This window comes from Gammaproteobacteria bacterium, assembly GCA_029882975.1.
GTDB lineage: Bacteria > Pseudomonadota > Gammaproteobacteria > SZUA-152 > SZUA-152 > JAJDNG01.
The window spans coordinates 20,892-46,517 of the sequence record JAOUJW010000043.1; the positions used below are offsets into that span (position 1 = coordinate 20,892).

The 25,626-nt window shown below is 47.2% G+C and carries 27 protein-coding genes, 1 tRNA gene and 1 pseudogene; 17 read left to right on the forward strand and 12 right to left on the reverse strand.

The window, feature by feature from the left end:
• The first annotated feature begins 117 nt into the window (after positions 1-117).
• Positions 118-612: a DUF4240 domain-containing protein gene (locus OEY58_21155; GenBank protein ID MDH5327971.1), complete on the forward strand. Its 495-nt coding sequence runs from the start codon at positions 118-120 to the stop codon at positions 610-612.
• A gap of 87 nt (positions 613-699) precedes the next feature.
• Positions 700-1,137 (forward strand): secondary thiamine-phosphate synthase enzyme YjbQ, encoded by a 438-nt coding sequence (locus OEY58_21160; protein ID MDH5327972.1) that lies wholly within the window; start codon positions 700-702, stop codon positions 1,135-1,137.
• A gap of 12 nt (positions 1,138-1,149) precedes the next feature.
• Here the strand turns inward: OEY58_21160 and OEY58_21165 are convergent, their stop codons facing one another.
• The 5 genes from OEY58_21165 to OEY58_21185 form a co-directional block, all read right to left on the reverse strand.
• Positions 1,150-3,765: a hypothetical protein gene (locus OEY58_21165; GenBank protein MDH5327973.1), complete on the reverse strand. Its 2,616-nt coding sequence runs from the start codon at positions 3,763-3,765 to the stop codon at positions 1,150-1,152.
• 230 nt (positions 3,766-3,995) lie between these two features.
• Positions 3,996-6,605 carry a hypothetical protein gene (locus OEY58_21170; GenBank protein MDH5327974.1) on the reverse strand — a complete coding sequence of 870 codons (2,610 nt, stop codon included), beginning with the start codon at positions 6,603-6,605 and terminating at the stop codon, positions 3,996-3,998.
• Positions 6,606-6,978: 373 nt separating this feature from the next.
• Positions 6,979-8,262 carry an HD domain-containing protein gene (locus OEY58_21175; protein MDH5327975.1) on the reverse strand — a complete coding sequence of 428 codons (1,284 nt, stop codon included), beginning with the start codon at positions 8,260-8,262 and terminating at the stop codon, positions 6,979-6,981.
• Between the two features lie 46 nt (positions 8,263-8,308).
• Positions 8,309-9,256 carry a HAMP domain-containing histidine kinase gene (locus OEY58_21180; GenBank protein ID MDH5327976.1) on the reverse strand — a complete coding sequence of 316 codons (948 nt, stop codon included), beginning with the start codon at positions 9,254-9,256 and terminating at the stop codon, positions 8,309-8,311.
• 341 nt (positions 9,257-9,597) lie between these two features.
• On the reverse strand, positions 9,598-10,050 hold the full coding sequence (locus OEY58_21185; GenBank protein MDH5327977.1) for a leucine-rich repeat domain-containing protein: 453 nt from the start codon (positions 10,048-10,050) through the stop codon (positions 9,598-9,600).
• A 203-nt stretch (positions 10,051-10,253) separates the two neighbouring features.
• Between OEY58_21185 and OEY58_21190 the strand changes: the two genes are divergently transcribed.
• On the forward strand, positions 10,254-11,123 hold the full coding sequence (locus tag OEY58_21190; GenBank protein ID MDH5327978.1) for a hypothetical protein: 870 nt from the start codon (positions 10,254-10,256) through the stop codon (positions 11,121-11,123).
• A gap of 166 nt (positions 11,124-11,289) precedes the next feature.
• Here OEY58_21190 and OEY58_21195 read toward each other — a convergent pair whose 3' ends face one another.
• From OEY58_21195 to OEY58_21210, 4 genes are all read right to left on the reverse strand, one after another.
• Positions 11,290-11,754 (reverse strand): hypothetical protein, encoded by a 465-nt coding sequence (locus OEY58_21195; GenBank protein ID MDH5327979.1) that lies wholly within the window; start codon positions 11,752-11,754, stop codon positions 11,290-11,292.
• 18 nt (positions 11,755-11,772) lie between these two features.
• Entirely contained in the window at positions 11,773-12,006 is a 234-nt protein-coding gene (locus OEY58_21200; GenBank protein MDH5327980.1) for a ribosomal protein L7/L12, read from the reverse strand.
• Between the two features lie 145 nt (positions 12,007-12,151).
• Positions 12,152-12,334 carry a hypothetical protein gene (locus tag OEY58_21205; protein MDH5327981.1) on the reverse strand — a complete coding sequence of 61 codons (183 nt, stop codon included), beginning with the start codon at positions 12,332-12,334 and terminating at the stop codon, positions 12,152-12,154.
• Between the two features lie 99 nt (positions 12,335-12,433).
• The gene (locus OEY58_21210) at positions 12,434-13,105 is read right to left on the reverse strand and encodes a Bax inhibitor-1/YccA family protein (GenBank protein MDH5327982.1); all 672 of its coding nucleotides are present in this window, start codon (positions 13,103-13,105) and stop codon (positions 12,434-12,436) included.
• A gap of 996 nt (positions 13,106-14,101) precedes the next feature.
• Here OEY58_21210 and OEY58_21215 point away from each other — a divergent pair.
• The 3 genes from OEY58_21215 (at position 14,102) to OEY58_21225 (ending at position 15,852) form a co-directional block, all read left to right on the forward strand.
• Positions 14,102-14,189, forward strand: a tRNA-Ser gene (locus tag OEY58_21215).
• Positions 14,190-14,685: 496 nt separating this feature from the next.
• Positions 14,686-15,402: a hypothetical protein gene (locus tag OEY58_21220; protein MDH5327983.1), complete on the forward strand. Its 717-nt coding sequence runs from the start codon at positions 14,686-14,688 to the stop codon at positions 15,400-15,402.
• Positions 15,403-15,405: 3 nt separating this feature from the next.
• Complete coding sequence (locus tag OEY58_21225) at positions 15,406-15,852, forward strand: hypothetical protein (GenBank protein MDH5327984.1); 447 nt, start codon at positions 15,406-15,408, stop codon at positions 15,850-15,852.
• Here OEY58_21225 and OEY58_21230 read toward each other — a convergent pair.
• From OEY58_21230 to OEY58_21240, 3 genes and pseudogenes are all read right to left on the reverse strand, one after another.
• On the reverse strand, positions 15,849-16,565 hold the full coding sequence (locus tag OEY58_21230; GenBank protein ID MDH5327985.1) for a site-specific integrase: 717 nt from the start codon (positions 16,563-16,565) through the stop codon (positions 15,849-15,851). The genes OEY58_21225 and OEY58_21230 overlap by 4 nt on opposite strands.
• A gap of 102 nt (positions 16,566-16,667) precedes the next feature.
• Positions 16,668-17,006 (reverse strand): annotated as a pseudogene (locus tag OEY58_21235) (Arm DNA-binding domain-containing protein).
• Positions 17,003-17,830, reverse strand: coding sequence for a hypothetical protein (locus OEY58_21240; protein MDH5327986.1), 828 nt, complete (start codon positions 17,828-17,830; stop codon positions 17,003-17,005). Before OEY58_21240 ends, OEY58_21235 begins: the two are co-directional and overlap by 4 nt.
• Positions 17,831-17,950: 120 nt before the next feature.
• Between OEY58_21240 and OEY58_21245 the strand changes: the two genes are divergently transcribed.
• The 11 genes from OEY58_21245 to OEY58_21295 form a co-directional block, all read left to right on the forward strand.
• Positions 17,951-18,133: a helix-turn-helix domain-containing protein gene (locus tag OEY58_21245; GenBank protein MDH5327987.1), complete on the forward strand. Its 183-nt coding sequence runs from the start codon at positions 17,951-17,953 to the stop codon at positions 18,131-18,133.
• A 6-nt stretch (positions 18,134-18,139) separates the two neighbouring features.
• Positions 18,140-18,274: a hypothetical protein gene (locus OEY58_21250; protein MDH5327988.1), complete on the forward strand. Its 135-nt coding sequence runs from the start codon at positions 18,140-18,142 to the stop codon at positions 18,272-18,274.
• Complete coding sequence (locus OEY58_21255; GenBank protein ID MDH5327989.1) at positions 18,256-19,938, forward strand: phage/plasmid primase, P4 family; 1,683 nt, start codon at positions 18,256-18,258, stop codon at positions 19,936-19,938. The genes OEY58_21250 and OEY58_21255 overlap by 19 nt, the downstream gene beginning before the upstream one ends.
• A 98-nt stretch (positions 19,939-20,036) precedes the next feature.
• The gene (locus OEY58_21260; protein ID MDH5327990.1) at positions 20,037-20,351 is read left to right on the forward strand and encodes a hypothetical protein; all 315 of its coding nucleotides are present in this window, start codon (positions 20,037-20,039) and stop codon (positions 20,349-20,351) included.
• A gap of 6 nt (positions 20,352-20,357) precedes the next feature.
• On the forward strand, positions 20,358-20,606 hold the full coding sequence (locus OEY58_21265) for a hypothetical protein (GenBank protein ID MDH5327991.1): 249 nt from the start codon (positions 20,358-20,360) through the stop codon (positions 20,604-20,606).
• Entirely contained in the window at positions 20,603-20,803 is a 201-nt protein-coding gene (locus OEY58_21270; protein MDH5327992.1) for a hypothetical protein, read from the forward strand. Before OEY58_21265 ends, OEY58_21270 begins: the two co-directional genes overlap by 4 nt.
• Positions 20,804-21,070: 267 nt before the next feature.
• Complete coding sequence (locus OEY58_21275) at positions 21,071-21,523, forward strand: phage terminase small subunit P27 family (protein ID MDH5327993.1); 453 nt, start codon at positions 21,071-21,073, stop codon at positions 21,521-21,523.
• A 179-nt stretch (positions 21,524-21,702) separates the two neighbouring features.
• Positions 21,703-22,452: a S49 family peptidase gene (locus OEY58_21280; GenBank protein MDH5327994.1), complete on the forward strand. Its 750-nt coding sequence runs from the start codon at positions 21,703-21,705 to the stop codon at positions 22,450-22,452.
• Positions 22,449-22,928 (forward strand): M50 family metallopeptidase, encoded by a 480-nt coding sequence (locus tag OEY58_21285; protein ID MDH5327995.1) that lies wholly within the window; start codon positions 22,449-22,451, stop codon positions 22,926-22,928. The genes OEY58_21280 and OEY58_21285 overlap by 4 nt, the downstream gene beginning before the upstream one ends.
• Positions 22,925-23,536 carry a hypothetical protein gene (locus OEY58_21290; protein MDH5327996.1) on the forward strand — a complete coding sequence of 204 codons (612 nt, stop codon included), beginning with the start codon at positions 22,925-22,927 and terminating at the stop codon, positions 23,534-23,536. Before OEY58_21285 ends, OEY58_21290 begins: the two co-directional genes overlap by 4 nt.
• Positions 23,537-23,606: 70 nt before the next feature.
• A partial coding sequence (locus tag OEY58_21295) for a hypothetical protein (GenBank protein ID MDH5327997.1) occupies positions 23,607-25,626 on the forward strand: 2,020 nt, incomplete at its 3' end.

Consider the following 25,626-nt stretch of genomic DNA (forward strand, 5'->3'; position numbering starts at 1 on the left):
CGATCTATTATTGGAATGAGAACAGCCTGTACTGCATTGCGACACAAATCAGGCTCACGGACGGCGTAATGCATTAAAGGCCAAGGATGGTCTGGATACCAAAGATAGGTGAAGGAAATGAATGAAGACAAATTCTGGAAACTCATTGATGAAACTCGAGTGGAAGCAGGCACCGATTTTTCCGAACGGGTTCAAACCCTAAAGGACAAACTGTCCAACCTGTCGGCGGGTGATATTGAAAAGTTCGACAGTATTTATTTTGAACAAATCGTCAACGCCTATCGCTGGCCCTTGTGGGGTGCCGCCTATGTGATCAACGGCGGTTGCTCTGATGACGGGTTTCGCTATTTTTGTGACTGGCTTATTTCCGAAGGCCGGGAAATGTACGATGCCGCTCTGGAAGACCCCGAAGCCCTGGCGGAATTGGACGATGTGGAGGACTTTTCGTTTGAGGAGTTCGGTTACGCCGCCTTGGAAGCCTATGAAGAAAAAACCGGCAAGGACATACCTGAGAATGACCAGGCCTACCCCGACGAACCCTCCGGCGAACAATGGGACGAAGGCGATCTGGGTCGATTATATCCCAACCTGGCGGACAAGTACGGTTGGTGACGAGCAAACCCCGGGCTAACAGTAACACATTCACACGCCGCCACTTTGGGCTTACAATGGCCCGTTTTGATCCGGCGGAAACCATAAGTGAAAATCGCAAGTGCATTCATCGAACTGAACACAGGACAAGGCATCACACTACACGATATCCTGCCTCAAATTAACACTGAAATCAGCAGGTCGGGCATCCGTAACGGTTTTGTCACCGTCACGTCACAACACACCACCACCGCCATCTGTATTAATGAATTCGAAGCAAGACTGCTGGACGATGTAAAAACTTTTTTAACCCGCCTCATTCCACCCAATGAGCGCTACCTTCACAACGATATTGCCCTGAGGGACTGCCCGGATGACGAACCGGAAAACGCCCATTCCCATTTGGCAGCCATGTTACTGGGAAGCTCCGAAGTGGTCCCACTGGCAAACAGTCAACTGATGCTGGGTCAATACCAATCGGTCATGCTGATAGAACTGGACGGTCCACGCACACGCAAAGTGAGCCTGCAAATTATCGGCGAATAATCTCCGGCAGCCTTACCAGCCGCGCCCATTAACCCGGTGACAACGGCCGCAATTGGCATTTTGTGCTACAGATGTACCGCCATGATCTCCGGCGCTGTAACGTCCGGCATGACACCCCGCACACGCAGGCGCATAAGTTGGCCATTGATAGATAATGGTTTGGCTGTTATTGCGGTGACACGAGCGGCACACCACACTGGAATTATGATCGCCGGGATATCTGGCGGAACTATGGGTAAATCGAATGGGGACCCAGCCCGTGGTGACATGACAAACGTTACATTCCTGGTTGGTAACAAAATGCGTGCCGGACTTGCCAATGGCGGAACGCCCGTTATGACAAGCGCTGCAGCCCCCCGTAATCCCCTGGTGATCGAAGGTACCACCGACAAATGTTCCCGGCGTATGGCAGAAAGAACAGTCCAGAGTGGTAGGAACATGCCCCGGTGGTTTATCGGCAGCATGGCATTGAGAACAATTACTGACTATACCCGTGTGATCAAACACCGCTTCCCTAAAACTACGAGTAACATGACAGAAACTGCAATCCTGCGTGGTACGGATATGGTTGTCGGGCTTACCCAACGCCAATACGCCGTTATGACACAATTGGCAATTCGACACCACCCCGAGATGATCAAACGTCGCCGGCGTAAATCCGGCAATGGTATGGCACTCGCTGCAGTCGCGGGTACTGGATACGGGAACATGGGAACCGTGCTTTCCGGGAGCAGTGACCCCGTCGTGACACTGGGCGCAATTACCCACAATACCGGAATGATTAAACCTTGCCCCGGCGAAGGCAGTGGTATTGTGGCAGATAACGCAATCACTGCTGGTGAGCACATGATTCGTGGGCTTACCCTGCGCCGATGTCCCATTGTGACAGGAACTGCAGTTGTGCACGATGTTAGCATGGTTAAAAATCACCGCGGCAAAATTACCCACGATGTGACACACGCTACAATCCGCTGTTGTCGGTAAATGACCCACCGGTTTGCGAGTGGCATGACAACGATTGCAATTATCAACAATGCCGGTGTGATCAAAGGTTAAGTCGGCGGCAAAACTTCGTGTCCCGTGACACAAACCACAATCTTCCTCGGTGGCCACATGACCGGCGTGCTTACCAGGTGCGCCCGATGCTGTATACGCGCCGTTGTGACAGGAGCCGCAATTTCCCAAAATATTCGCATGGGTGAATAACACTGTCGCAAAACTCGCGGTACTGCTATGACACAGAGAGCAATCCTCCAAAGTGGGTACATGCGGCCTGGGAGCGGCCTCCTGACCGGTGGCGCCGCTGCCATCGTGACAACCGGCACAGCCTCCGGTAATCCCGTCATGGGTAAACTGAATGGATAAAAAGGTGCTCGTGCTGATATGACACACGGAACAATCGTCCAGTGTGGGAATATGCCCCACAGGTTTGCCCACAGACGTACCGTTTCCATGACACCGGGCACAATTGTCTACAATACCGTTGTGATTAAACTCTGCCATGGTAAATAAACCGGGGGTATGACAGGCACCGCAATCCTGTGTCACCGGAATGTGTCCATTATGCATCCCTACGGCGAACACATTGTCGTGACAGGTGTCGCAACGCTGTTGCGCCACAGCCACTACGGTATGATCAAAAACATCCACCATGCGAAAACTGCGTGTGTTATGGCACATACCGCATTCGGCACTGGTGGTCGGATGGGGATTGGGCTTACCGATGGCTCTACCCCCGTTGTGGCAAGAGGAACACACCTCAGTCACCGTACTGTGGTCAAACAGAATGGTGATAAATTCCGTGGTGATATGACAATAGCTGCAATCGCTGGACGTTAACGGATGCGTCTCGTGTTTGCCTTGAGCTACCACGCCATTATGACAAGCGGCACAATCTCGCGTCACTCCGGTGTGATCAAAGTTATCCAGCACACCCACCATAAAATCTTCAGTGGTATGACATTGACCGCACTCCAAACGCGTCAAGGGATGGGATGCGGATTTACCCAGTGCAATGCGACCGTTGTGACAAGTACTGCACTCGCCATACACTTCCTGATGATCCACATAAGGGACCTGATCAAAACCAAAGGTGGTATGACAAACCTCGCACGTATCGGACGTTGAAGGATGGTTTGCCGACATACCCGTATTAACGGCCCCGGTATGACAAATGGCGCAGTGTGAATTGTACCCATGGTGATTCACCGGGGGTCGCTGGGGAGAATCAAACGCGGTTATAAACGCAATGGCGCGCTGGCTGGTGAATTCACCGTCACTGACGACCAATTGGGCCCGGTAGGTTCCATACACATCGGCGGTAAATTCAGCGAAAGCCCCATCTATATTTTGCAGCTGGGCGTTGCTATTAGCCGGTTTGGAAATCAATGTCCAAGTGTATGTTAAAGGTTTGCGCGTGGAGACACTGGATGCACTCCCATCCAGTTGCACCACGGTCATAGTTGCGACTTCCTGAATGGCATTGACCACAGCATATATGGTTGTGGATTTTGCCCCGGCATATCCAAATTGCAGGTTCTGTGGCTCCCCGGTACAGGCACTAAGCCACATCAATACGAAAAAGCATACACTGCGACCGAGTAACCCGCTCTCAGATATACACCACATAACCGCCCCCATCTACGAAATTTCGTTAATCCACTGAAATCGCATTGTTATTTGTATAGCTAACTATTTTCGCGCAGTATATTACTTTTGGACTCAGTTTATAAGTACTTAGATGAGGCATTTCGTAAGTATTGGTTTGACGGGGGTATTTAATCCTGATTGCGGGAAAATCATTACGTTAGAAAAACAAGGGGCAAGTCATGCCCCTCTCAAATAAACTGCGTAAGAGATCACCAACTGCGGGAACTGACACGGTGACAGCCACTGCGACCGCAATCCGCATTTTGTGATAAGGCGCGACCGTTATGATCATTGGGACGATAACGCCCGGCATGACATGCGGCGCATTGCGGTGCGTAGGCCGGGTAGGAATAGGTAATGACATCACTATTGTTGCGGTGACATGACAGACACACCACCCTTGAGTTGTGATCTCCCGGATAATTAGCAGAGCTGTGACGAAAACTGATGGGAGCCCACCCCGCGGTGGAATGGCACACATTGCACTCCTCGGCAGTATTAAAATGCCCGGGGGAAGTACCGGTTGCCGTAGTACCGTTATGGCAGTCGCCACAACCACCGCTAATGCCTTGATGATCAAAGATCCCGCCTACAAACGTTCCCGGCGCATGACAAAAGGAACAATCTAAATTGGTGGCCACATGACCAAGCGGTTTATCCGCCGCATGACAACTGGAACAATTGCTACTAATACCGGTATGGTCAAACACGGCACCCAAAAAACTACGGGTATTATGACAAACACTGCAGTCCTGACTGGTGCTCACATGGGTTGCAGACTTACCCACCGCCAACACACCGTCATGACAAAGCCGGCAGTTGCCCGTTACACCCAAATGATCATAACTTGCCGGAATAAAACCGGTGGTCAAATGACATTCGCCGCAGTCCCGCGTATTGGTAACGGGAATGTGCGAGCCATTTTTTCCAGGCGCTGTTGTGCCATTATGACATTGGGCGCAGTTATTCACGATGCCGGTGTGATTAAACCCGGCACCGGCAAAAACGGTGGTATTGTGACAAAGCGCACAATCTTGGGTTGTTGGCACATGGCCCGGCGGTTTACCTCGCGCAGACGTACCGTCATGACAGGAACCGCAGTTATTCACGATACCTTCGTGATTGAACGTGGTTGCCGCAAAGTTACCGGGCACATGACAAACACTGCAATCCTGAGTGGTGGGTATGTGCAACGCCGGTCGATCACCCGCGTGGCAACGGACACAGTTATTGGTCTCACCGCTGTGGTCGAACGTCACCGCCAAAGCAAAGCTGGTGGTACCATGACACAAACCGCAATCTGCCGATGTGTCTCTGTGTTGCGGATGTTGCGCTAAAGCACCGGAATTGACGAAACTGCCATCATGACAACCTCTGCAGCCTGACAGTATCCCCGCGTGAGTAAACAGCACAGCGGTAAACGTGCTTGTACTGGTATGGCACACAGAGCAATCCGCACTCGTGGGTAAGTGGGTCAGCGCAGCTTTGCCCAAAGCCAAACGCCCGTTATGGCAACCACCACAACCATCGACAATCCCCGTGTGAGTAAACACCACCGTTAAGAAAGCATTGGTGTCTTGATGACACACGGAACAATCCTCCTGCGTAGGAATATGGTCGGCATCCTTGCCAATAGCACTGCCACTTCCATGGCAACTGGAACAATTGTTGACTACACCGTTGTGATCATACTGAGCTCCGGCAAACAGACCCGGAATATGGCAGACACCGCAATCCTGTGTCACCGGAATATGATTGGCGTGCTTGCCGATGGCAAAAGCGTTGTCATGACAGGAATCGCAACGCTGTTGGGTTACTTCCAAAACCGTGTGATCAAAATAGTCCACCATTCTGAAACTGCGGGTACTATGACACAAGTTACACTCTTCTGTCGTTGGCGGGTGCGTGTTGGACTGACCTATAGCCCGAACACCGTTATGACAGGCGGAACAGACTTCGGTAATGGTGCTATGGTCAAACAACACCGCAACAAAATCCACCGTAGTATGACAAAAATAACAATCACTCACCGTAGCAGGATGAGTATCGTGTTTACCGGTAGCGATACGACCATTGTGGCAGGTGGAACAGCCTTGGCTTATGCCGGTATGATCAAAACTGCCATCCATTGCCCGTTCCACAAAACTGGCGGTGCTGTGACATCGATCACACTCTATACTGGTGGGCAAATGGTTTGCGGACTTACCGATAGCGCCGGAGCCATTGTGACAGGAACTGCAAGCCCCCAGTACCTCCAGATGATCCACCAACGAAATCTCAGCAAAGGAAAAGGTAATATGACAAGCCTCGCAGACTCCGGACGTAGACGGATGATTGCCGGACATGCCGCTTAACTTGTCGGGCTCTCCGTTATGACAATTGGCACACTTTGAAGGCAAGCCGAAATGATAGTTGTAGCCTGCCGGCTTAAGATCAAATGCCATAACCGTAACAATCGCCCGCTCACTCTTCACGGCGCGTGCACTCACCACCAACTCGACTTTGTAAGCACCATACATATCGGCCACAAAGGAAGGTTTGGCACTATTGGCCCCTGTCAATTGCGCGGTACTGCCCATTGGCTTGGAGAGAAATGTCCAGCGATAGCTTAATCCTTCTTGGGAATCAATATTGGAACGACTTCCATCCAGCTGTACCGTATCGCCTACACCAACCTCCAGAATTCCACCGACTACCGCATAAATGGACGCCGATGAATTATCAGAAACCGCCTCTTCGTCTCCCCCACAAGCGCTGAGCCCCACTAAAGAAAACAACAACAAACCGCTTAAAATTCTGCTTCTGAAACGATAGCCCATAACCACCCTCACTCAGTATCCAGCGATAGAACAGCTGAATAACATTATTATTTGGCATTAAACGGGTCCTGTTTCTCACTATGCAACATCACCCGCTTAACTTGTTAATTGCCATTATCTTTACCGCTATGGCAAAAACCGAGCCAGGAGTTTTATTGACTGCTTATTCAATCAGTTACGCTAAAAATTCCGTTTTCCTGGACAACAAACACAGCGGCGGCGTTGCTTAAGTGCGACAACAATCACGGTGAGGCTACTAGGCCATTGAAATTGTAGTGTATTTTTTGTCGTGCACTAACAACACTTAGGCAGTGGGTTATGCAAAACGATAATACTAAAAGAAAGGTGCTCGTAGAACGGAGGTTTTTAATGTTCAAATAGAATACAACTGCTGCTCAAAAAAATAACGATCTATCTCCTGCGTAAGAATATTCTCCAAGGTCGCATCATCCGCACTGTGAATCTGCTTGTACAACTCCGCAGCGAAACCTTTAAACAGGGTTAGTAACCAGGGATCAAAGTGCTTACCCTTTTCCTGCCACATCATATTCATGGCATCAGTAAAGTCATACGCTTCCTTGTAATCCCGTTTGGTTGTTAAGGCATCAAACACATCGGCAATGGCAAAGATTCGGGCAATTAAAGGGATATTAACCCCCTTTAGTCCTCCCATATAGCCACTGCCGTCGAATCGTTCGTGATGAAACTCAATGACATCACGCGCACCCTCCAACCATTCCGTATTCCCTACCACATCCAATCCCAACAACACATGCTCGCGCATATGTTGTTGCTCTGCTTCATTCAACCCGTGGGGCTTACGTAACACTTCATCCCGAATACCGATTTTGCCCACATCGTGCAAAAAAGACCCGGCAATCAGACTGCGCATATCCTTGTGATTAAGACTAACCGCCTCACCAATGCGCACCGCGTACAGCGTGACACGGTAATTGTGGCTATTTGTGGTCTCATCGCGTACAGCAATGGCATTACCCAACACATCCATCAACTGCAAATTGGCATGCAGCATTTTCTTTGAGAAATTGTACAAATGCTGGTTCAAGCGTAAAATCACCGGATACAAAACCACCGCACAAGCCAGCAACGACACCACCACCAACAACAAGGTGCGGTAAATGCGCCGATTGATGGCGGACAGTACCTCGTCCTCGACCAGATACACCCCTTCGAAATATCCAGCGACTTCACTTTGGGAATTTTTTAATGGTACCAAAACCTGTAAATACAATTGGCCATTTATACTGAATTTATCAAAGTGTATCCGCCTGTCCAACGGTAGTTGATGATGACGTGGCTCGATGATGTTACGAATATCATGATCCAACTCACGCTCAGCGGTTACCACATGGGCCTGATTCAAATCATAAACATCCACCAGTGAATAGTGCCGTTCGATTAAACTATCCGCCTTACGTTGCAGCTTGGTAATTTGCCCCTGATCCGGGGAGTCAATAAGGTCGATCAACGCCCGATCAAATGTTTTGGCATCATTAACCACCAATTCCACAACATACTCATCCACATCGGCGAGTTCCAGGTAATACACCAACACGCCGATTAGGCTGGACAAGGAAAGCCACACCAGGATCAGGCGCAGAATCAGTCGTTTATTTAACCCTGGCTTGTTCAGCATTATTATTATTGCTTCACATCAAAACGTTTACATCAACACGAAAACACTAACAGGCAAATTTCAACCAAAACGTAGCACCCTGACCTTGAACACTGTTGACGCCCAGCTTGATCCCCTGAGTTTCAGCCAGTTTTTGCGTAACACTCAAACCAATACCGGCGCCCTCCTCTCCTGAACTCAAACGAACAAACGGTAAGAAAATCTTTTTCTGGTCCTGTTCAGACAATCCGGGACCGGTATCCTGCACGTCCAAACGCACCCCGCCATTGGCATCATTGTCGCAAGTCAAAATTATTTTGCCCGACTCGCTATTGTACTTAACCGCATTGGAAAGCAAATTTAGAACAATCTGCTTTACCAGGGTCCGATCCGCACAAACCCAATGGGACTCTTCCGCATAGTTAACAGACAGATCCAAGGACTTTTTCTGAAGCTGGGGCATAATCAAATCACGGCACTCGTCCAACACCTGGTTTAAATCAAAATCCGAATCTCTGACAACCACATGCCCCGACTCCACCGCCGCCAGATCCAGAGAATCATGCACAATTGACAGAGTGTATTCACAAGCGCTCTCAATCCGTGCCAACAAATCACTCTGTAGCTTTGCATCACAAGGTTCAGTTCTCAAAAATTCGGCATACCCCTTAATGGCACTCATGGGAGTTTTCAATTCATGGCTAAGCTGGGCGACAAACAATGTCTTGGCACTACTGGCCTGGTCCGCAATCCGCTTGGCTTCCTCCAACTCTAATTGGACTTGATTTTGTACAATTAACCAACGGCGCAATCGGCAGAACGGATACAATAAAGACAAAACCGAAAAAACCACTACCGTGGACACAAACTCCATCTGCGTATCAAACGCTTCTTGCTCCCCGGTGATCAACTCCTCTAAATAAAACTCCCAAGATATCGATATAGCATTTACAGATAACAAGATAATACAAAAACATAGATACAACTGACTGAGTTTCACAAATTCTGTTTTCATAGGTGCCCAACCCTATTTGAATGTCCACATTCTGTATCGACCCAAAACGGCTTTTTTTGATACTTTCTACCGAAAATTCAATACATTAAGCAAAATTGTGAAGAAAATGTAAATGCGAGAGTTTTTCCTTCCCCCAAGCTACCAATCAAACAATTAAGCACGTTGAAAATTTCAAAGAAAGTTCTCAGCGAGGTTACTGCACGGATACCGTGAATTCACACATTCAGAAAGCGTGGGCAATTTGCAAAGAAACGTCACCTGGCACCACCAGCGTAGCAAAAACCCGACTGGCAACCGAACAAGAAAAAAGCAATCATGGCAAGACTATTTCACGATAGAACTCATCCCCCGAAAACAAGGACCGAATTTACTACTACCGATACACAGCGACAATTTGGGCCTAATATCGGGAATTTGGCTTTTGGAGCAAAAAATTGCCGTTTTCGGCCGCGGAGCTTACGCCATATTTGACAGAAACAGCGGAGCACGCATTGACCAACAAGACCCAATAAAAATCTTTCGAGCCTACTTAAATTTACTAATCGACCTATGGACTCTGGTAACTGCTCCAGTTTGTTTTTATCCAAAGAGACAGTTTTCAATGATGTCACTTCAAACAATTCGTCTGGAACATCGGCAATATTGTTATATCCGATATCGAGTTGTTGTAAATTTTGTAACTTCTTTATATCACGCGGTATTTTTGAGATTTGATTGTCATTAAGCATTAACACCTCTAGTTGTATTAACTCAAATACAGCCTGCGGTATAGAATTCAAACCAAAACCTACCAAATCAAGTTTCTTCGACCCCTGGGCTTTTACAGACGCTATACAATTCCTAACTCTCTCATTTAATGTTAACCGAGTGTTTTTACAATTATTGTCAAACTCCTGCAACTCATGCGTAGTACTTTTTAGAGTCTTAGTTGGACCGGAATCCGATATAGAATTATTGCACGACGTCAAAACCAGCGAAAAAACTAAGTCAGCAATTATTGGCATTGATTGAAAGCATAGAACTTTGGTTCGCAGAAAAACGCAGGCAGGTATTTAATGAGAATCGCAACATATACGCCTACTCCCACGCTGTTGCACACAATTCGGTAGGCCGGGCCACATACACCGAACTCAAACGTTGCTTAGCAACAGAACCCCACAATCGTGCAAAACTAAAAGAACTGTTTTTAAAATCAGAAAAGTTCCTAAAATGGGCCATAGGCTACCACCTCCCCTCCGGCTTCGCCGACCCCTATATCGATTTAAGCGCCCTGTATATCCATGCTCTGGAACACCGGGAACTGCATGAGTTCCTGACGGAAAACAGTCGTAGTCGAACGGAAGCTTATTTGCACCACGCCATCCGACTCAATCCCAACAAACAAAAAGCCCACTACTTGCTCGGAAAACTATACCAAAGCCAAATCTACCAAGACGAACTACTACCTCAAACCGAACGTCAAGGCAAAAAATCCTATGCCCATAAAGCCCTAGCCGCCTACGAAAGAGCCGGAGAGTATCGTTTCAGCTACTTTCGCATTGCCGAACTGTATCAAAACTTGGGCGAGAACGACAAAGCCATCATCAAGTTAAAACAATGCATGGACTTGTATCCCATTTACAGCAGCCATCATCAACAATACCTGCAACTGTGCGAACAAAAACTCCGAAAACAACTGGCAGCACTTAACACCAAGCCCGACGCAACAATGAAACACGCCCTGCTGAAACAAATTAAAGAATTACGGGAACTGGATGGTGACATCAACCAAACCTGTTTTACCGGCGAAGTCGCAGTTTTTGTTGTTGCTGATTTTAGTCCCGCAGACTCAATATTCTTAAAGGCCGTGAGACCACCATACGCCTAATGGATCTAAATGAAAAAATCAACGAAGTTCATGCTGAAGTTGAGGCGGGATGAAAATTCAAGCGTTGAAAACTGGAATATCTATTATTGTTTACCGATCACGGAACAGCTTGTCCTGTTCCGCATCAGATAGTGTTGTGTAGACTGACTAAAAATCTGTTTTTGTATTATACAAATTTATCAAGCAGCACTACAGATTGACGAATAGGCGACGATTTTGGATAAGTAGCAAGCACGTGAGCCATAAATTTGTCCAGAGCTTGACCTAACTTATCTTGAATATCGCTAAAAAAGCTAGCAACTTTCGCCATCTCAAATACATCCAAAGTCTCGTAAGCAGCTACTAGTAGTGAACCAATACACGCTCCCACGTAAAAAGCCGCAGCACATGCACCAAGAACGGCAACAACTTCACCAATCGCTGCGGCAACAGCGGTACCGCCAGCCCCTAGTGATACTGTTAGAAAGATTTCACTAACAGTTGCAGTAGCACCGACCTTGGCGATTGCACCAGCGAGAGCACCGACTGTACCCAGAGCAGCACTAACGCTACCAAACACAGTACTTGGAACAGGTAAGCCCATAGACTCCATATTAGCCCTAAATGCTTCCCCAAAAGTTTTGTCAGCCATTTTAACCTCCAAATAATATTAATTCGTATTTTGTGTCATTTTTTCCAATGACTGTTTGGCTTCTTTAAGGCCTACGCCATGCAATTGACGGTATGCTTTTATCGCTTTAATTTTGTCGCCAGCATTTAAAATAGCTAGAACATCACTATCACTCTCAATTCCAGGGACTGACTTCCTATTAACTATAAGTGTAATCACCGTAACCACGACGGAAACAGCAACAAACAGTAATACAATTTCTATAAAATTCATATCAGCATCCAATTCTTACAAACCAGTGAGTTGCCTACCATCAGATTCGTTAGTTCAATTCCCGTTTAATTTAGCATGAGATTCAATACAAATCGATGCCCAATTATGTGAAATATTACCAGAATAGTAATTGAAGCAATATTGATCACCTCACCATCATAATCAACAAGCCAATAAACAAAGCCACCGCCCCAATTACCATAAAAAACCCAGTCCACTCACTAGAAGTACCTTTGCGCGTATTTTGCATCATGGCTTTGGCTCGCGGAAACAAATACACCACCATGGCAAGAAGCATGGCCGCCATAACCCATTTTTCCCAACCCATACCAATCCCCCAATTCAATTAATAAATAAAAACAGAGCCTGAAAAAACAAACCCCGGCGGCGCCGGGGTTTGGTTGTTACTTGATCAGTTTAGAGCCGATCAATCGTCACCGCCGAACGCTGACAGCAATTGAAGCAGGCTGACGAAAATATTGTAGATAGACAGATACAGTCCGATGGTGGCCATGATGTAGTTGGTCTCACCGCCATTCACCATACGGCTGGTGTCATACAGGATGAAACCGCTCATGATCATAATAACCGCTGCGGAAATGGCCAGAGCCAATGCCGGTATAGCCAGGAAGATATTGGCCAGAGCAGCAACCAGAACCACCAGAAAGCCAACAACCAGGAAACCGCCTAGGAAGCTGAAATCTTTACGAGTGGTTAAAGCGTAACCAGACAGACCCAGGAAGATCACACCGGTACCACCCAAAGCAGTCGCCACAATCTGGCTACCACCGGGCAGAGACAAGTACATGTTCAACATGGGACCCAGTCCAAAACCCATCAAACCGGTTATAGCAAACACTACACCGATACCGGCACCGGAATTAGCTACCTTAGGCAAAACGAACCACAGCAATACAATGGAACCACCGAAAGTGAACAAGTGCACCATGGGCGGAACATTCAAGAACATAGACAAACCAGCCGTCAAAGCACTGAACAGCAGCGTCATGGACAGTAGAGTGTATGTATTGCGAATGACTTTATTAGTTGATAAAGCCGATGTAGCCTGTCCGGTAAAAACAGGAGTATTTTGATTCATTTCTGGCTAACCTCCAGTTGGTTAAAAATTTAGTTTGACTGATAATAAGACCAAACACTTGGTAACTAGTTCCGAAGCATATATCCAACCTAAATCAAAGACAAGCTGGAACTCTGCCTCCAACTACAGTATTATTCGTCGCCTTATTAGTTATATAGCGGCAATATAGTAGCTTTCAATAGCGTTTTCGAAATATCACAAAACCGAAAAACTATTGACATAATTCAAATTTCCGCTATAAGTAGCTGATTAATATAGTTTAACTAAAGACGCCACAAACACAGGCGAGACCGTGAGACTGGTCAATAAACGATCAGGCTCCAGCTTAAAACCACTGTTGGCAAGTATGTAAAATTATAGTTGGCAACTTATTGATGATTTCACAAAACATCATAAAAATAGTGGTAGAATTCGAAGAAATTAGACTATATATAAGTTGAGCTAACGATAGACTGGTCTTAAACGAGTCTTGGACGAAGTACAGGAAGTACAAGTATCGCGGAAGGCATGGAGCCGATAGCGATTGGCGGTGGTACGCGGCCACGGAAGGCCGTGGTAGACAATGTCTGGAATGAATTGTCGAGACAACGTCGGGAACAAGTTGTCGAGGTGGCTAAGCCACAATATAAAGTTTATGGAGAGGTGGCTGAGTGGTCGACAATTTTGTAGGGAACAAAATTGGACAGCCGCAGGCTGGTCCCGAAGGGACGAGTCTCACGGATGAGACGAGCAAAGCGGCGGGAACCGACGCTTGAGACCCTTCTAAGCACGGAGATTAGATTTAGCAGTAACTTAGAAGATACATACGATTTTTGGAGAGGTGGCTGACAAAATCGTATGGAACGATTTTGAACATCGGAGCCATAGCGACGATGGCCCCCTTGGGGGGCAAAAACCACGGATGGTTTTTGTAGTGGTCGACGGCGGAGGCGCTTGAGACCTTTCTAAGCACGGAGATTAGATTTAGCAGTAACTTAGAAGATACATACGATTTTTGGAGAGGTGGCTGAGTGGTCGAAAGCGGCGGTCTTGAAAACCGTTGAAGGGCAACCTTCCCAGGGTTCGAATCCCTGCCTCTCCGCCATTTAATCAATCACTTACTGAATAATTTAGGTTATGTCTAAATGAGATATGCCTCATATTGCTAACCAGTTGCTAACATAGGGTGGCTTGGTATCAGTAATCTAATTTCGTCGAAATTAATTTCTATAGATAAATCTATCTTTGGAGCAATAGTCAAAGACCTATTCTGCCGCGACCCATCCAAAATAAAAAAAGCAAAAAAGATTGTAGGTTTCATAGCAAACAACGGACTAGTTCCCTTTTTCACTTTGCATCACCTAAAAGAAATCCTACAGCACAAAGATGACGAGATCGTTTGGCGTCATTGGTCGCTCATTCGAAAATTCCCAGTCGTCTGTTGGTTAGGCAATTCCATAGAAGTTTTTCCGGGATCGATTGCAGAAATACATGCCACGGAAACAAAGTGCCTATTGGAAAATCGAAGCCGGGATTTTTGCCAAATTGTTCGACTTACGAAAGACAGGTTAGGTTTTCAGTATTGCTCCGGTGAGGAATTTGTGGATCTCTTTGAACATCAGTGCTACATATTGCGAGATGCGGGGTATTTCGAAACACGTCGACAAAAAGAAATTGAATCTATTCTTCAGGCGCAGTCGCCTGCCATACAAAACATGAAACTTTGTGATACTCGAACAAAGTCCTCCCCAGCAGATTGGGAAGGTTTTCAACAAAATTTAGAAAAAGAACTGTCAAGAATTGGCGATAAGAAACTTGCTAACTCAGCCGAGGTAGCGGAATCTTTTACGAACGTCGTTAAAAGCGACACTAGTAAAACTCTCAAAAGCTCTAGAACCGATATTGAGCATGCAGCCAAATTCTTCGGAATACCTACCAAGCTTATAAACGACCAAATGACTATTGGTGAGCTAGGTACCCTAGGAGTTTTTATTGAGAAAATGAACATAATCTCCAAACCACTTGGGTGCGACACTGATACTCTATATACTTTACCGTGGTCAAAAATGCCGTCGTGGTGGCTATGGTTAGAATTAGAAAAAAGAATTAGAAAAGAAGTCAGAGCTAGCGGGAGTAATGTTACCGACAAATACCTCGCCCCACTTGCATTCTATGTAGATATTATAATTGTCGATAAACGGATTGCAGAATATTTTCAACAAATTCAACGCGCATATCCTAAAGAAATGACATGCGCTAATACTATTTTAAAGGTTCCTCATTACTACTCACTAACCTCTGCCATCAACACTGTCTAAATTATGCCAAATTCCGAATCAGAGTCAAAATCAAATATTGAATCAAAGCGAATAATTGAACAGTTTCGCTCTTTGATGCAAGTTGCCGCCACGGCACAGAAAACCGTAATGATTATTAACGGGGGTGCTGTAATAGCATTATTGACATTTCTGGGGAATGCCCAATTCGCTGGCTCAGAACGCATAGCTGAATCACTATATTGGTTCGTCTTCGGGGTCGCTTGCGCGGGCATAACAACTTTTCTTTCCTATTTTGCACAGTTGTACTTTTTGGAGTCGCTTAAAACCAATGACTACGCTTATCTATCAGCGGGTAAATTTTTCAGGTTTTTCGCAATATTGTTAGTTGCTTTTTCTTATGTTGGGTTTATAGGCGGAAGTGTAATTGCAACACAAGGCTTTAACGATAGAGTTTCCTTATCATCAAATTCACCGTCAAAAACTCCCTAGCTAGATGGTTTTTTAATTGCGCTCCGCAAAGCCTCATCCACTTTACTGGCAGCTTCCTCCTGCACACCCTTGAGCAAGTGGGAATACAAATCCAACGTAATCGCTATAGACGAATGCCCAAGCCGCTCCTGTGCAACCTTCGGGTGAACACCTTTTTTTAGCAGCTGTGATGCATGGGAATGGCGCAAGTCATGGAATCGAACCTTGGGCAAGCCTGAATCACTAATCAACTTACGGAAAGCCTGTGTAAGACTGTCCGGCTTCCATAAAGAACCATCCGGCTTAGCAAAAACCCAATCCTCATTCTGATAAATCTTGCCCAGCTTTAACCGTTGTTTGTTTTGTTCGATCCTGTGGGTTTGCAAGGCTTCCATTGCGATACTTGGAATAGTTACAGTACGTTTACTGGATTCAGTTTTCGGTTTCTTGATTTCCACCTTTCCCTTTGTTTGCTGAATGGATCGGCTCACGGTGACACCTGATGTTTCCAAGTCGATATCTTTCCATTTTAAGCCGACCAATTCACCGCGGCGTAAACCGGTGGTGACCGCGAACAATATTGGCATATATAAGGGAGTTCCCTCAGCAACCTTTAAGAGTGCAACGGTTTGTTCTTCATCTAATGCCTGAACCTCTTTGCTAACTGGGCGTGGAGACTCAACGTCTTCAACTGGGTTCCGGGACCGTAGCTTCAATTTTACCGCCCGCTTCATGGCTTCAAATAATACGCGGTGGTGGTGTAATAGAGTGCGCTCAGACAGCCCCCCTTCCCCATTTATACGACCACTCTCCCGGGCCTCAGCGTAATGGTCCTCAATATGAATGCCGTTTAATTTAGTAAGCAGGTGGTGGCCCAGAGCGGGAATAAGATGAAGCCTGCATATTTCCTCATACCGTATGTATGTCTTAGTTGCAATCAACGGTTTGACCTGCTTTAACCAGCGTTCCAAAAATTCGCCGGTAGTTAGTTTGGTGGGCTCGATGTATGTGCCCTCTTCCAACTCAGTCAGCAGGCGCCTGAGTTCCTTTTGAGCTTCGGACTTTTTACCTGTGACTGTATGCCATTTTTGCTTGCGCTTACCGTTGGTGTCACGTCCGAGGTCAATTACCAGTGACCAGGAATTTTTACCCCGTTTTGTGATGTGGCCTTTCATTGTGTTATCTCCTTTTTGCTTCTATAAGCTTTTTGCTTACAAGCAGAGGAACAATGTTTTCGAGTTTTTCTTGTTATGGGCGGTGATATTTCAAACCATTCACCGCAACTACATTGGCGGAACTGCTTTGTTCCGTTAAACGCATTTGCAAATTGCAACCACAATGCCCCGATCAACCCATTGGGCAAAGCATGCAAATTGTGGTGTTTATAATCTTGATCCCACATATTTCGAAGAGTGACCCTGGACTTAATACTTTCGTTTATAAACAAATTTACTTGATAAAGAGCAGGTTTAACCAAATCGCCCAATGCAAACTTCTCCAGTAGGTGCGCCCTAAGTTCACGCGAAGCTACGCACCCCCTAAACCTAGTCATACGGCATTTAATCATCCCGGTGCCTTCCCAAACAATATGCTGCGCTAAACCTTTTCTGTCATTCAACATCGCAAAATCCCAAAGAGTAAGCGCGTTTTTCATTAAAATTATTTCATTTTTCCATTTGGAAAGTGATTCCCCAACTTCCACCGGTGAAGGACTCGCGTCTGGTACAATAAACGCATCAACGTCGCCTCCCAGCATGCCGTATCTATTCGCAAAATTGGCTATCTCACTCTTTGTAGGTCTTAATGAAGCAAATGTTCTAAACAGGCCACTTTTTTTTGTGAGCGGCTCATACATTCTCTGATCCGTTAGCGGTTTTTTTAAAGTTAAATATGGTTCCATAGAAGTATTGCCTTCCATGTCTTTCCTGGCATCTCGCCAAACATAGCCATTCTCGTGAACCGGCCAAAAAAACTGGAAAAAATCTGCACCGTTAGCCATTTTCCGTCCTTTGTTACGGCTATGAGACCGTAACCTGTATAAATTCATGAGTTATATTTAGTTACTATAAACAATAGCACGTTACCATAACATACTTATTAATCGCAACGGTGATAAATCATGACTATCGAACAAAATTGCGCCACCTATTCCGTAACAGAAGCGGCCAAAATACTTGGAATCGGAAAAAATCAAGCATATGAAGGGGTTAAGCGTGGTGAAATACCTCACATCACTATAGGAACGAGAATTCTTGTTCCAAAAGACGCCCTTCATAAGAAACTTGCAGGCTGCAAAGGATAGAGACCAATGTCAACCTCTGCCCTACTCATTCCCCCAGACCAAACCCGGCGCATCCGCGAGGCCATCCGCAATACCGCGACCGGGACACGCCACGGCGAAGCCATAAAGGCAGCGAGAAACCAATGCGCACCGAAGAAATAGCAGAACGGCTCAACGCGAGGCGCTGTGGTACATATTGGATGGCCCGATGCCCTGCTCATGATGATAAGAATCCAAGCCTAAAAATCAGCGAGGGGGAAAACGGAAATACTCTGGCGCATTGTTTCGCTGGCTGCGCTTTTGGTGAAGTCGTTGATTCCTCCAGGGTCTATGGTATCGAACCAGGTGATTTTTACGGAAAATCATTGGATGGCGAAAGGCCACGGGTACCACCAAAGCAGTTGGAACGCGCAAAAACCATTAAGGTCATAGCGGATTCAGATAGGGAGCGTGGTGTGGAGTTGACACCGGACGATATCCAAGCGGCGAAAGATGCCGACGCAACCCTTCTCAAACAGTATGGAGCTACCGAGGACGATTTAGCGCGGGCCTTCGCGGAGAAATACACCGGACAACTGCAATTCGATCACGACATTGGGAAATGGTATTGGTGGACAGGTTGCTATTGGGCAATCGAAAGAACCAGATTAGCTGCCGAATGGTGCCGTGAAATATGCAGAGATATGTCAAAAATACACCCAGGGGCGCACCTTCATAAATACCGCACCTCAGCAAATGTTGAAGAATTTGCCAGGCAGGACCGGAAATTCGCGACCACGCACGAGCGATGGGACGCCGATCCGTGGCTGCTGAATACGCGCCAATTTACAATAGACCTAAAAACCGGCCGGACCTGGAGAAACAATCCAGATGATTTTATTACTCGATCAACCCTTGTAAGCCCGAAAACAATTCCAATTCCAATTTTCGAGAAATTCCTAAAAGAGATAACCCGCAACGACACCCAGTTGATACGGTTTATTCAACAGTTGTTCGGCTACTTCCTCACGGGGGTGACCGTCGAGCAAATAATAATTTTCATCTACGGCCCTGGCGGGAATGGCAAAAGTGTCCTCCTGAATGTGATGATGGAGATACTCCACACCTACGCGATTAACGCAAACATGGCGACATTCACCGCTAGCAAATACGAACGCCACCCTACCGAACTAGCAAGACTTGACGGCCCCAGGTTGGTTTCCGCTGCGGAAACCGAGCATGGGCACCGATGGATGGAGTCTAGGCTGAAAGAACTGACTGGAGGCGACAAAATAAGCGCTCGGTTCATGCGTAAAGACTTTTTTGAGTTCGTGCCCAAGTTCAAGCTGCTGTTTGTCGGTAACCATAAACCGGCATTGCACAACGTAGACGAAGCCGCGCGGCGTCGGTTTCACATAGTACCGTTCAACTTCAAGCCAAATGTTAAAGATACTGGTTTACCGCAGAAGCTCCGTGAGGAATATCCGGGTATTTTGCAATGGGCTTTGGATGGCTGCAAAGACTGGCAACAAAATGGTTTGATCGTGCCGGATATCGTGCGGGCTGAAACTGACGAATATTTTTCGGACCAAGACCTTTTTACGCAATGGCTTGAGGAATGTACCGAGCACAGCGGCGCTACCGTGGGTGAATCTTCGTCTGTTCTTTTCAAATCATGGAAGAATTTTGCAACACAGCAGGGCGGAGACGCTGGTACACCAGGTGGTTTTAAGGATGCCATGATACGCGCAGGATTCAAATACAAAGACAAATTACCCGGAATTCGTACTCGCGGATACCTTGGTATAGCCGTCAAACTAGACTTGGCAAATCAATATGATAGGTAAGATGTCACACTTGATCACAGGCGTTCCGTATATACTCCCGCGCGCGCGGGGGGGCACATCCGGCACGGGTGTGAATTGGTGTGACACAAGGTAAAACTATGAACCAACTGGCTCTTAACATCACGCAGATTAACTGCATTCCAGATCGCGGCCACCACCTCGAAGGCCGGTCCGGTGATTACTTTTTCCATATCGCCAAATCTTCCACCCGCGGGTGCTACTTTGTTACCGGCCTTAACCTGTCCCCTGATGGCTGCTTTGCCGAAGGAACCCGAAAACCGGTACCCAAAACAGGAATAGAATCCGCACTCGGTCGCTTTCCTGTGGAGCTGGACAGCATTACTTGGCAGTCTGTACGAGGTGGGCCATGGAGCCGGAATTATTTCTTACAACCGATTTCAGAGAGTGAATGAGTAGCCGTGGAACCAAGCGATAAAACAAAACGATTACTGCAACAGGCCAGCGACCTGGACCACAAAGCCCGGCGCAAGCGGATCGAGGCTGGAAAGCTGATTCACGAACATGGGCCTACTCGATGGAACGGTCCCGCCCTGGAAGCGTACGGCATTAGCAGTGAAGGGTTTGCTCAAGTGTTGGTTGGTATGCATTTAAACGAGATAGCGAACAAAGCAAGGCCAAAGATACAGAAACGGAAACCGGTGATATGACACGAGAACAACAGATAAAGGACTTACTTAATCAAGCTGAAAGGCAGGGTCGAGACGCGGTAGAGCTTCGCCTAAGAGCCGGAGAATTGTTATTTGCTATGGGGCCATTGTGGGTCAGTCGCTTGGATGAATGCGGCTTAAGCTCAATAGAGTTAGGTAGGATGCTGGTACAAGCATATCTGGAAGGACAAGTATGACACCGAGGCATACCAGGGAGCTGATTAAATTGCTGGATGGTCAGCGTAAGCAATTACAAGGGTATTGTGAATTCTCATTAACGACTCAAGAGCGGCACCTAATCCACCGCGTCCTGCTGTGTAACGTTCAGTTGTCGAGGGTGTTGAAGGGGCTGGATCCGAGTGTATAGGGAGTGGGGTGTTTACTCTCTAGAGCTTTGTGTTCTAGACCGGAGGGGCCCCTTTAATTTTACTTTCACGAAATTCGACAAAAAAGAGGAAACGAAAATGGGCAAAAGAGGCAGAAAGCCAAAACCAACGCAATTGAAGCTAATAGAGGGCAATCCCGGGAAACGGCCTCTCAATACATCTGAACCAGTTCCCAAGGGCGAGCCGGTGTGTCCTGCATTCTTAGGCCCAAGGGCAAAAGAAGTATTTCAGCGAGTTGTCGATTCCATGCCCGCCGGTGTGTATACAGGCGCTGACGAGTTTTTGATTTCATCCTACGCGATTGCGGTTGAGTCCTTGGAGGAAGCACTGCGAGACATATATGCCCGGGGGCAACGGTTTGTGGACAAAAACATGCAGGAGCGGCGTAATCCTTCTTGCATGATTCGAGATAAGCAAATCGGTCTGATTAACCAAATTGGTAGCTCGCTGGGATTGAGCCCAACATCACGATTAGCTATTCAAATACCAAGGAAGCCGGTTGAAGACGATTCAGACGGACTGCTTGGATAATTTCGCTCTTTTCACTGTCGCGATGACGGAGAATAATATTGAAATCAAATACAAAACTAACAAATACACAGCGCCGCACTATACTGTTTAATAACGTAAATACTGACAGTAAAGGCACAATTGTGAATTACCTCCCCCTGCTATGGGCTATGGAGCCAAACGCTTTCAACGAGCTGATAATGTACGTTCGTGCGTTCAACGCGGGGCCAGTGGATGACGCAGCACGCAGCGGTTTGCCAGTGCAGATAGTGGGTAAAACCGCAATTATTCCCATTGTCGGACCAATGATTAAACGCAGCTTCTTTGGCCTGGCTTCCACGGTACACATTAAGCAGGCCATAGACGCCGCCAAGCTGGATTCCGCGATAGACACCATTGTATTGCGCATTGATTCCCCCGGCGGCTCCGTGGATGGTTTGGCAGAGCTTGGAGACACGGTTTACCAAGCGCGAAAAGTTAAGCCCGTGCTAACCCAGGTTGAGGGGCAAATGCATTCAGCAGCCCTGTATGTTGGCAGCCAAGGCACAGAAATCTATGCCGGGCGAAATGACCTGATTGGATCGATAGGTACGAGGTTGATGCTATACGACTACTCAGAGGCTTTTAGAAAGGAAGGAATTAGACCGATTCCGATAGACACCGGTGAACACAAGTCAACCGGAGCTATTGGCACTGTGATTACCGAATCTCAACAAAGCGAATTAAGGCGCATTGTTGACCGTTATTTCCAAGACTTCAAAATGGTGCTCTCAAGGGGGCGCAGGCTGTCAAGCCAAAAAATCCAGACAATGGCGGACGGTAGAATGTTTTTTGCCGATGAGGCCATGGAGCTGGGGTTGATAGACAAAATTCAAACATTAGACGTGACCATGAAAAAGCTCGCAGTTATGACAACCAGTCAGGCCAGAGCGCGAATGAGGCTGTTATGAAAATGCGACATGTTTTAGGCCCAAAGGCTTCCGCATACCAACTAAGAATTGCATCTCACCACGAAGCCGGGCACGCGGTTTATGCCGTTTTGTCTGGTGCCACCCAGTGTTCCGCCATCATTCGCCCGGATTCCTCAGGCCTATGTACTTCGAATCTTTCGGAATCCGATTTGTTTACAAGCCTGGCTTACTCCCTGGCCGGTCCGATTGCGGAAGGGTACTTTACCCAAACCGATACCACCGATTCCGAGAGCTGGAACGGAGACCTTTTAACGGTTACCAGGTTACATGGTATTACTCACGCGGGTATCCGCAAGCGACAGGAATACTATTCCGCCATACGGCACACTAAGGAGGTAGTAAGTTCCCACTGGCGAATTATTACGGAACTGGCCAGCACGCTATTTCACCAGCGAGAAATTTCAGGTAATGAAATATTTTCAGTATTCAACCAACAAAGGAGACAGCAAGCATGAATCCGGATCAAATTGTTATCAATAGCATTGCTCAGGCCCATGGTGGAAAAATCATGGATGAGTACTACAGTGAGCGGCGTCAACAAAGAAAGGCTCTTGTAGATGAAATCAGCGCACTTCAAGCCAAACGCGAAAAAGAAGCCATTGCTCATAACCAGAATTGCGAATGCGTCGAATCTGAATTGGAGGCAGCCCGCCGGCGGGTGAAAGAACTGGAGATTCAAAAGGCAAAAGCAGAAAGCTCACGCTGGTCCAATAGTCTTGAATATGAACGGTTAATCAATGGCAATCGTATAGCGTTGGAACGGATGCTCCTTGATCAGGAGAAGGACGCCATTACAGAGTTTGTCCGGGAACTGGATCAGCAGGTTTACAGAAAAATGAACAGTGACACTCTACTGACGGCAGGTAACCAAATAGGCAGCAACGTGGAACGAATAAACGCACAGATAGCGGCCATTCGAAAGGCAGCGGATAAGGCGCGAAACTTGGTCTACTCTCAGGATTTGGATATTGGGGCGCAACTAGAGACTATTGAGGCGGAGCTAGATAAAGAGCTCTCAGGCGCGCCCGCGCCAAAGTGGTACGCCCGGTTTAAATTTAACTAACATAAATTCCCTCGCAACATTTATCGTATGGGCGGGGGATTTTTAAAATCACTGTCGTGAGGACAGAGAAATGGCAATCATAGGCTCGATAGCAATATCCTTAGGCTTGAACGCTGCTAAATTCCAAGAGGAATTAAAGCGATCCCGTACGGCCTTGGATAAATTCGCCAAAAAGGTCAACAAAACTTTTCGCTCTTTCAAAAAGAGCATTGGCAATGCCATCTCTTCTGTATTTTCCTTTAAGTCGGCATTAGTGCTATTGGCGGGCGCGGGAGGGCTCGCCTTGGTTGCCAGCGCCTCGCTTAAGGTTATTGATAACATCGGCAAGTTGTCCAAAACCTACGGCATAGCTACGGAAGAGCTTTCCTCTTTCCGCGTGGCTGCAGATTTAGGCGGCACCTCATTAGAGACTTTCGCTAAGGCGGCACGACGTGTCTCAACCAATGTCTATGACTTTGTTGTCAGGGACACGGGCCTAGCCAAAGACGCATTCGCTCAATTAGGTATATCTGTTTCTGACCTAACACCCATAATCAACGACTCTGCTGCAGTTATGGGTTTGATTGGGGACAAGCTAAACCAGCTGGAAGACGGGAACATAAAAACAGCCTTGGCCGCGCAACTGTTCGGTGGTCGGGCAACCGAATTGCTGCCTGCCTTGGCTGGCGGCGCGGAACAAATGCGCAAGTACCGAGAGCAAGCAGACCTATTTGGCCTCACGCTGAACGCCTCAGCGGTTAAGGGTGTAGAGAACGCCAATGACGCCATGACCAAGCTTCGGTACATAGTAGAGGGCCTTGTAACGCAAATGACAGCGGCTCTAGCCCCCTCTCTACAAAAAGCCGTTGACACATTCCGTGACTGGATCTTAGAGACCGCAAAAGCACGAGGCGGCATTAAGAATCTGGCGAAAGATTTCGCAATACAGATCTTAAACGGCATACGTACCGCGCTATTAGGGGTGGATGAATTTATCAATGGGCTAAGCCAAGTTAAGCAATTCCTGGTTGAAATCGGTGTAATTAATGACGAAATCGGCACGCCGGTAGCCAGGCTGCGGGAAGAGATAGAAAAGGTCAATAAAGAACTGGCCAGAGGTGCAGGGTTCAGCCACACAGCACGCGAACAAGCGGCACTACTGGAGAAGCGCAGAGGCCTGCAGGCAACACTAAACGGCATGTTAGCGGATCAGGCCAAGCTTGATGCGCAAAACATTGGTTTGGTTTCCCAGGGAGTCGAAGCAATCGACAAAATGACAGCGGCCATTGAGAGACAGCAGCAAGTCAAAGCGGATGCGCAAGAGACCAAAAAAACCACAACCTCTGCCGGGGTGGGTATCTCGATTGCCGAGGTGGACACTATTAAGCAGCAAATGGCCGACGTGCAGACTTACGTGGATAACGCACGATCAACGGACCTACAAAAGCTTGAGAATGTTTACGAAAACCGTTTATTTATCATTGAGACGGCATTCCAGAATGAGATTATCTCGGAAACTCGAAAAAACGCCATTATTCTGGGGTTAACGGCTGAGTTTGAGAACGACAAAACCAAGATTGCAGAAGCCGAAGAGCAGAAACGTCAAGCCAACAGACAGTTAGCGTTTTCAAGCGCTGCAAGCCTGATGAATTCTTTGGCAGCCATAAACGGAAACGCCAACAAGAAGCAGTTTGAAGAAAACAAGAAGTATGCAAGGTCCGCGGTTCTAATAGATACCGCCGGCGGTATTATGAAGGCCTTTAACTCTGGGCTTCCCTATCCGGTTGCGGTATTGGCGGCGGCTTCGGTAGCCCTCAAGGGCGCGGCATCCCTTGCCACGATTAACCGGTCCACTTTTGGCGGCGGCGGATCCATTAGCGCGGGCGGCACCGGTGGTGGTTACAGTCCAAGTCCAACGACCTCCCCACTAACGCAACAGCAAAGCCCCCAAAACAATGCAGCCACTACAGAGGGTAGGAATATCACGGTTAACATGAACATGAACGGCAATTGGATTGCTAATCAAGACATGAAGGAATATTTTAAGGAAGTTTTCACGGATCTCGTGGACTCGGATCACATAAACATTACCGTATTAGGTGAAAAAGCAC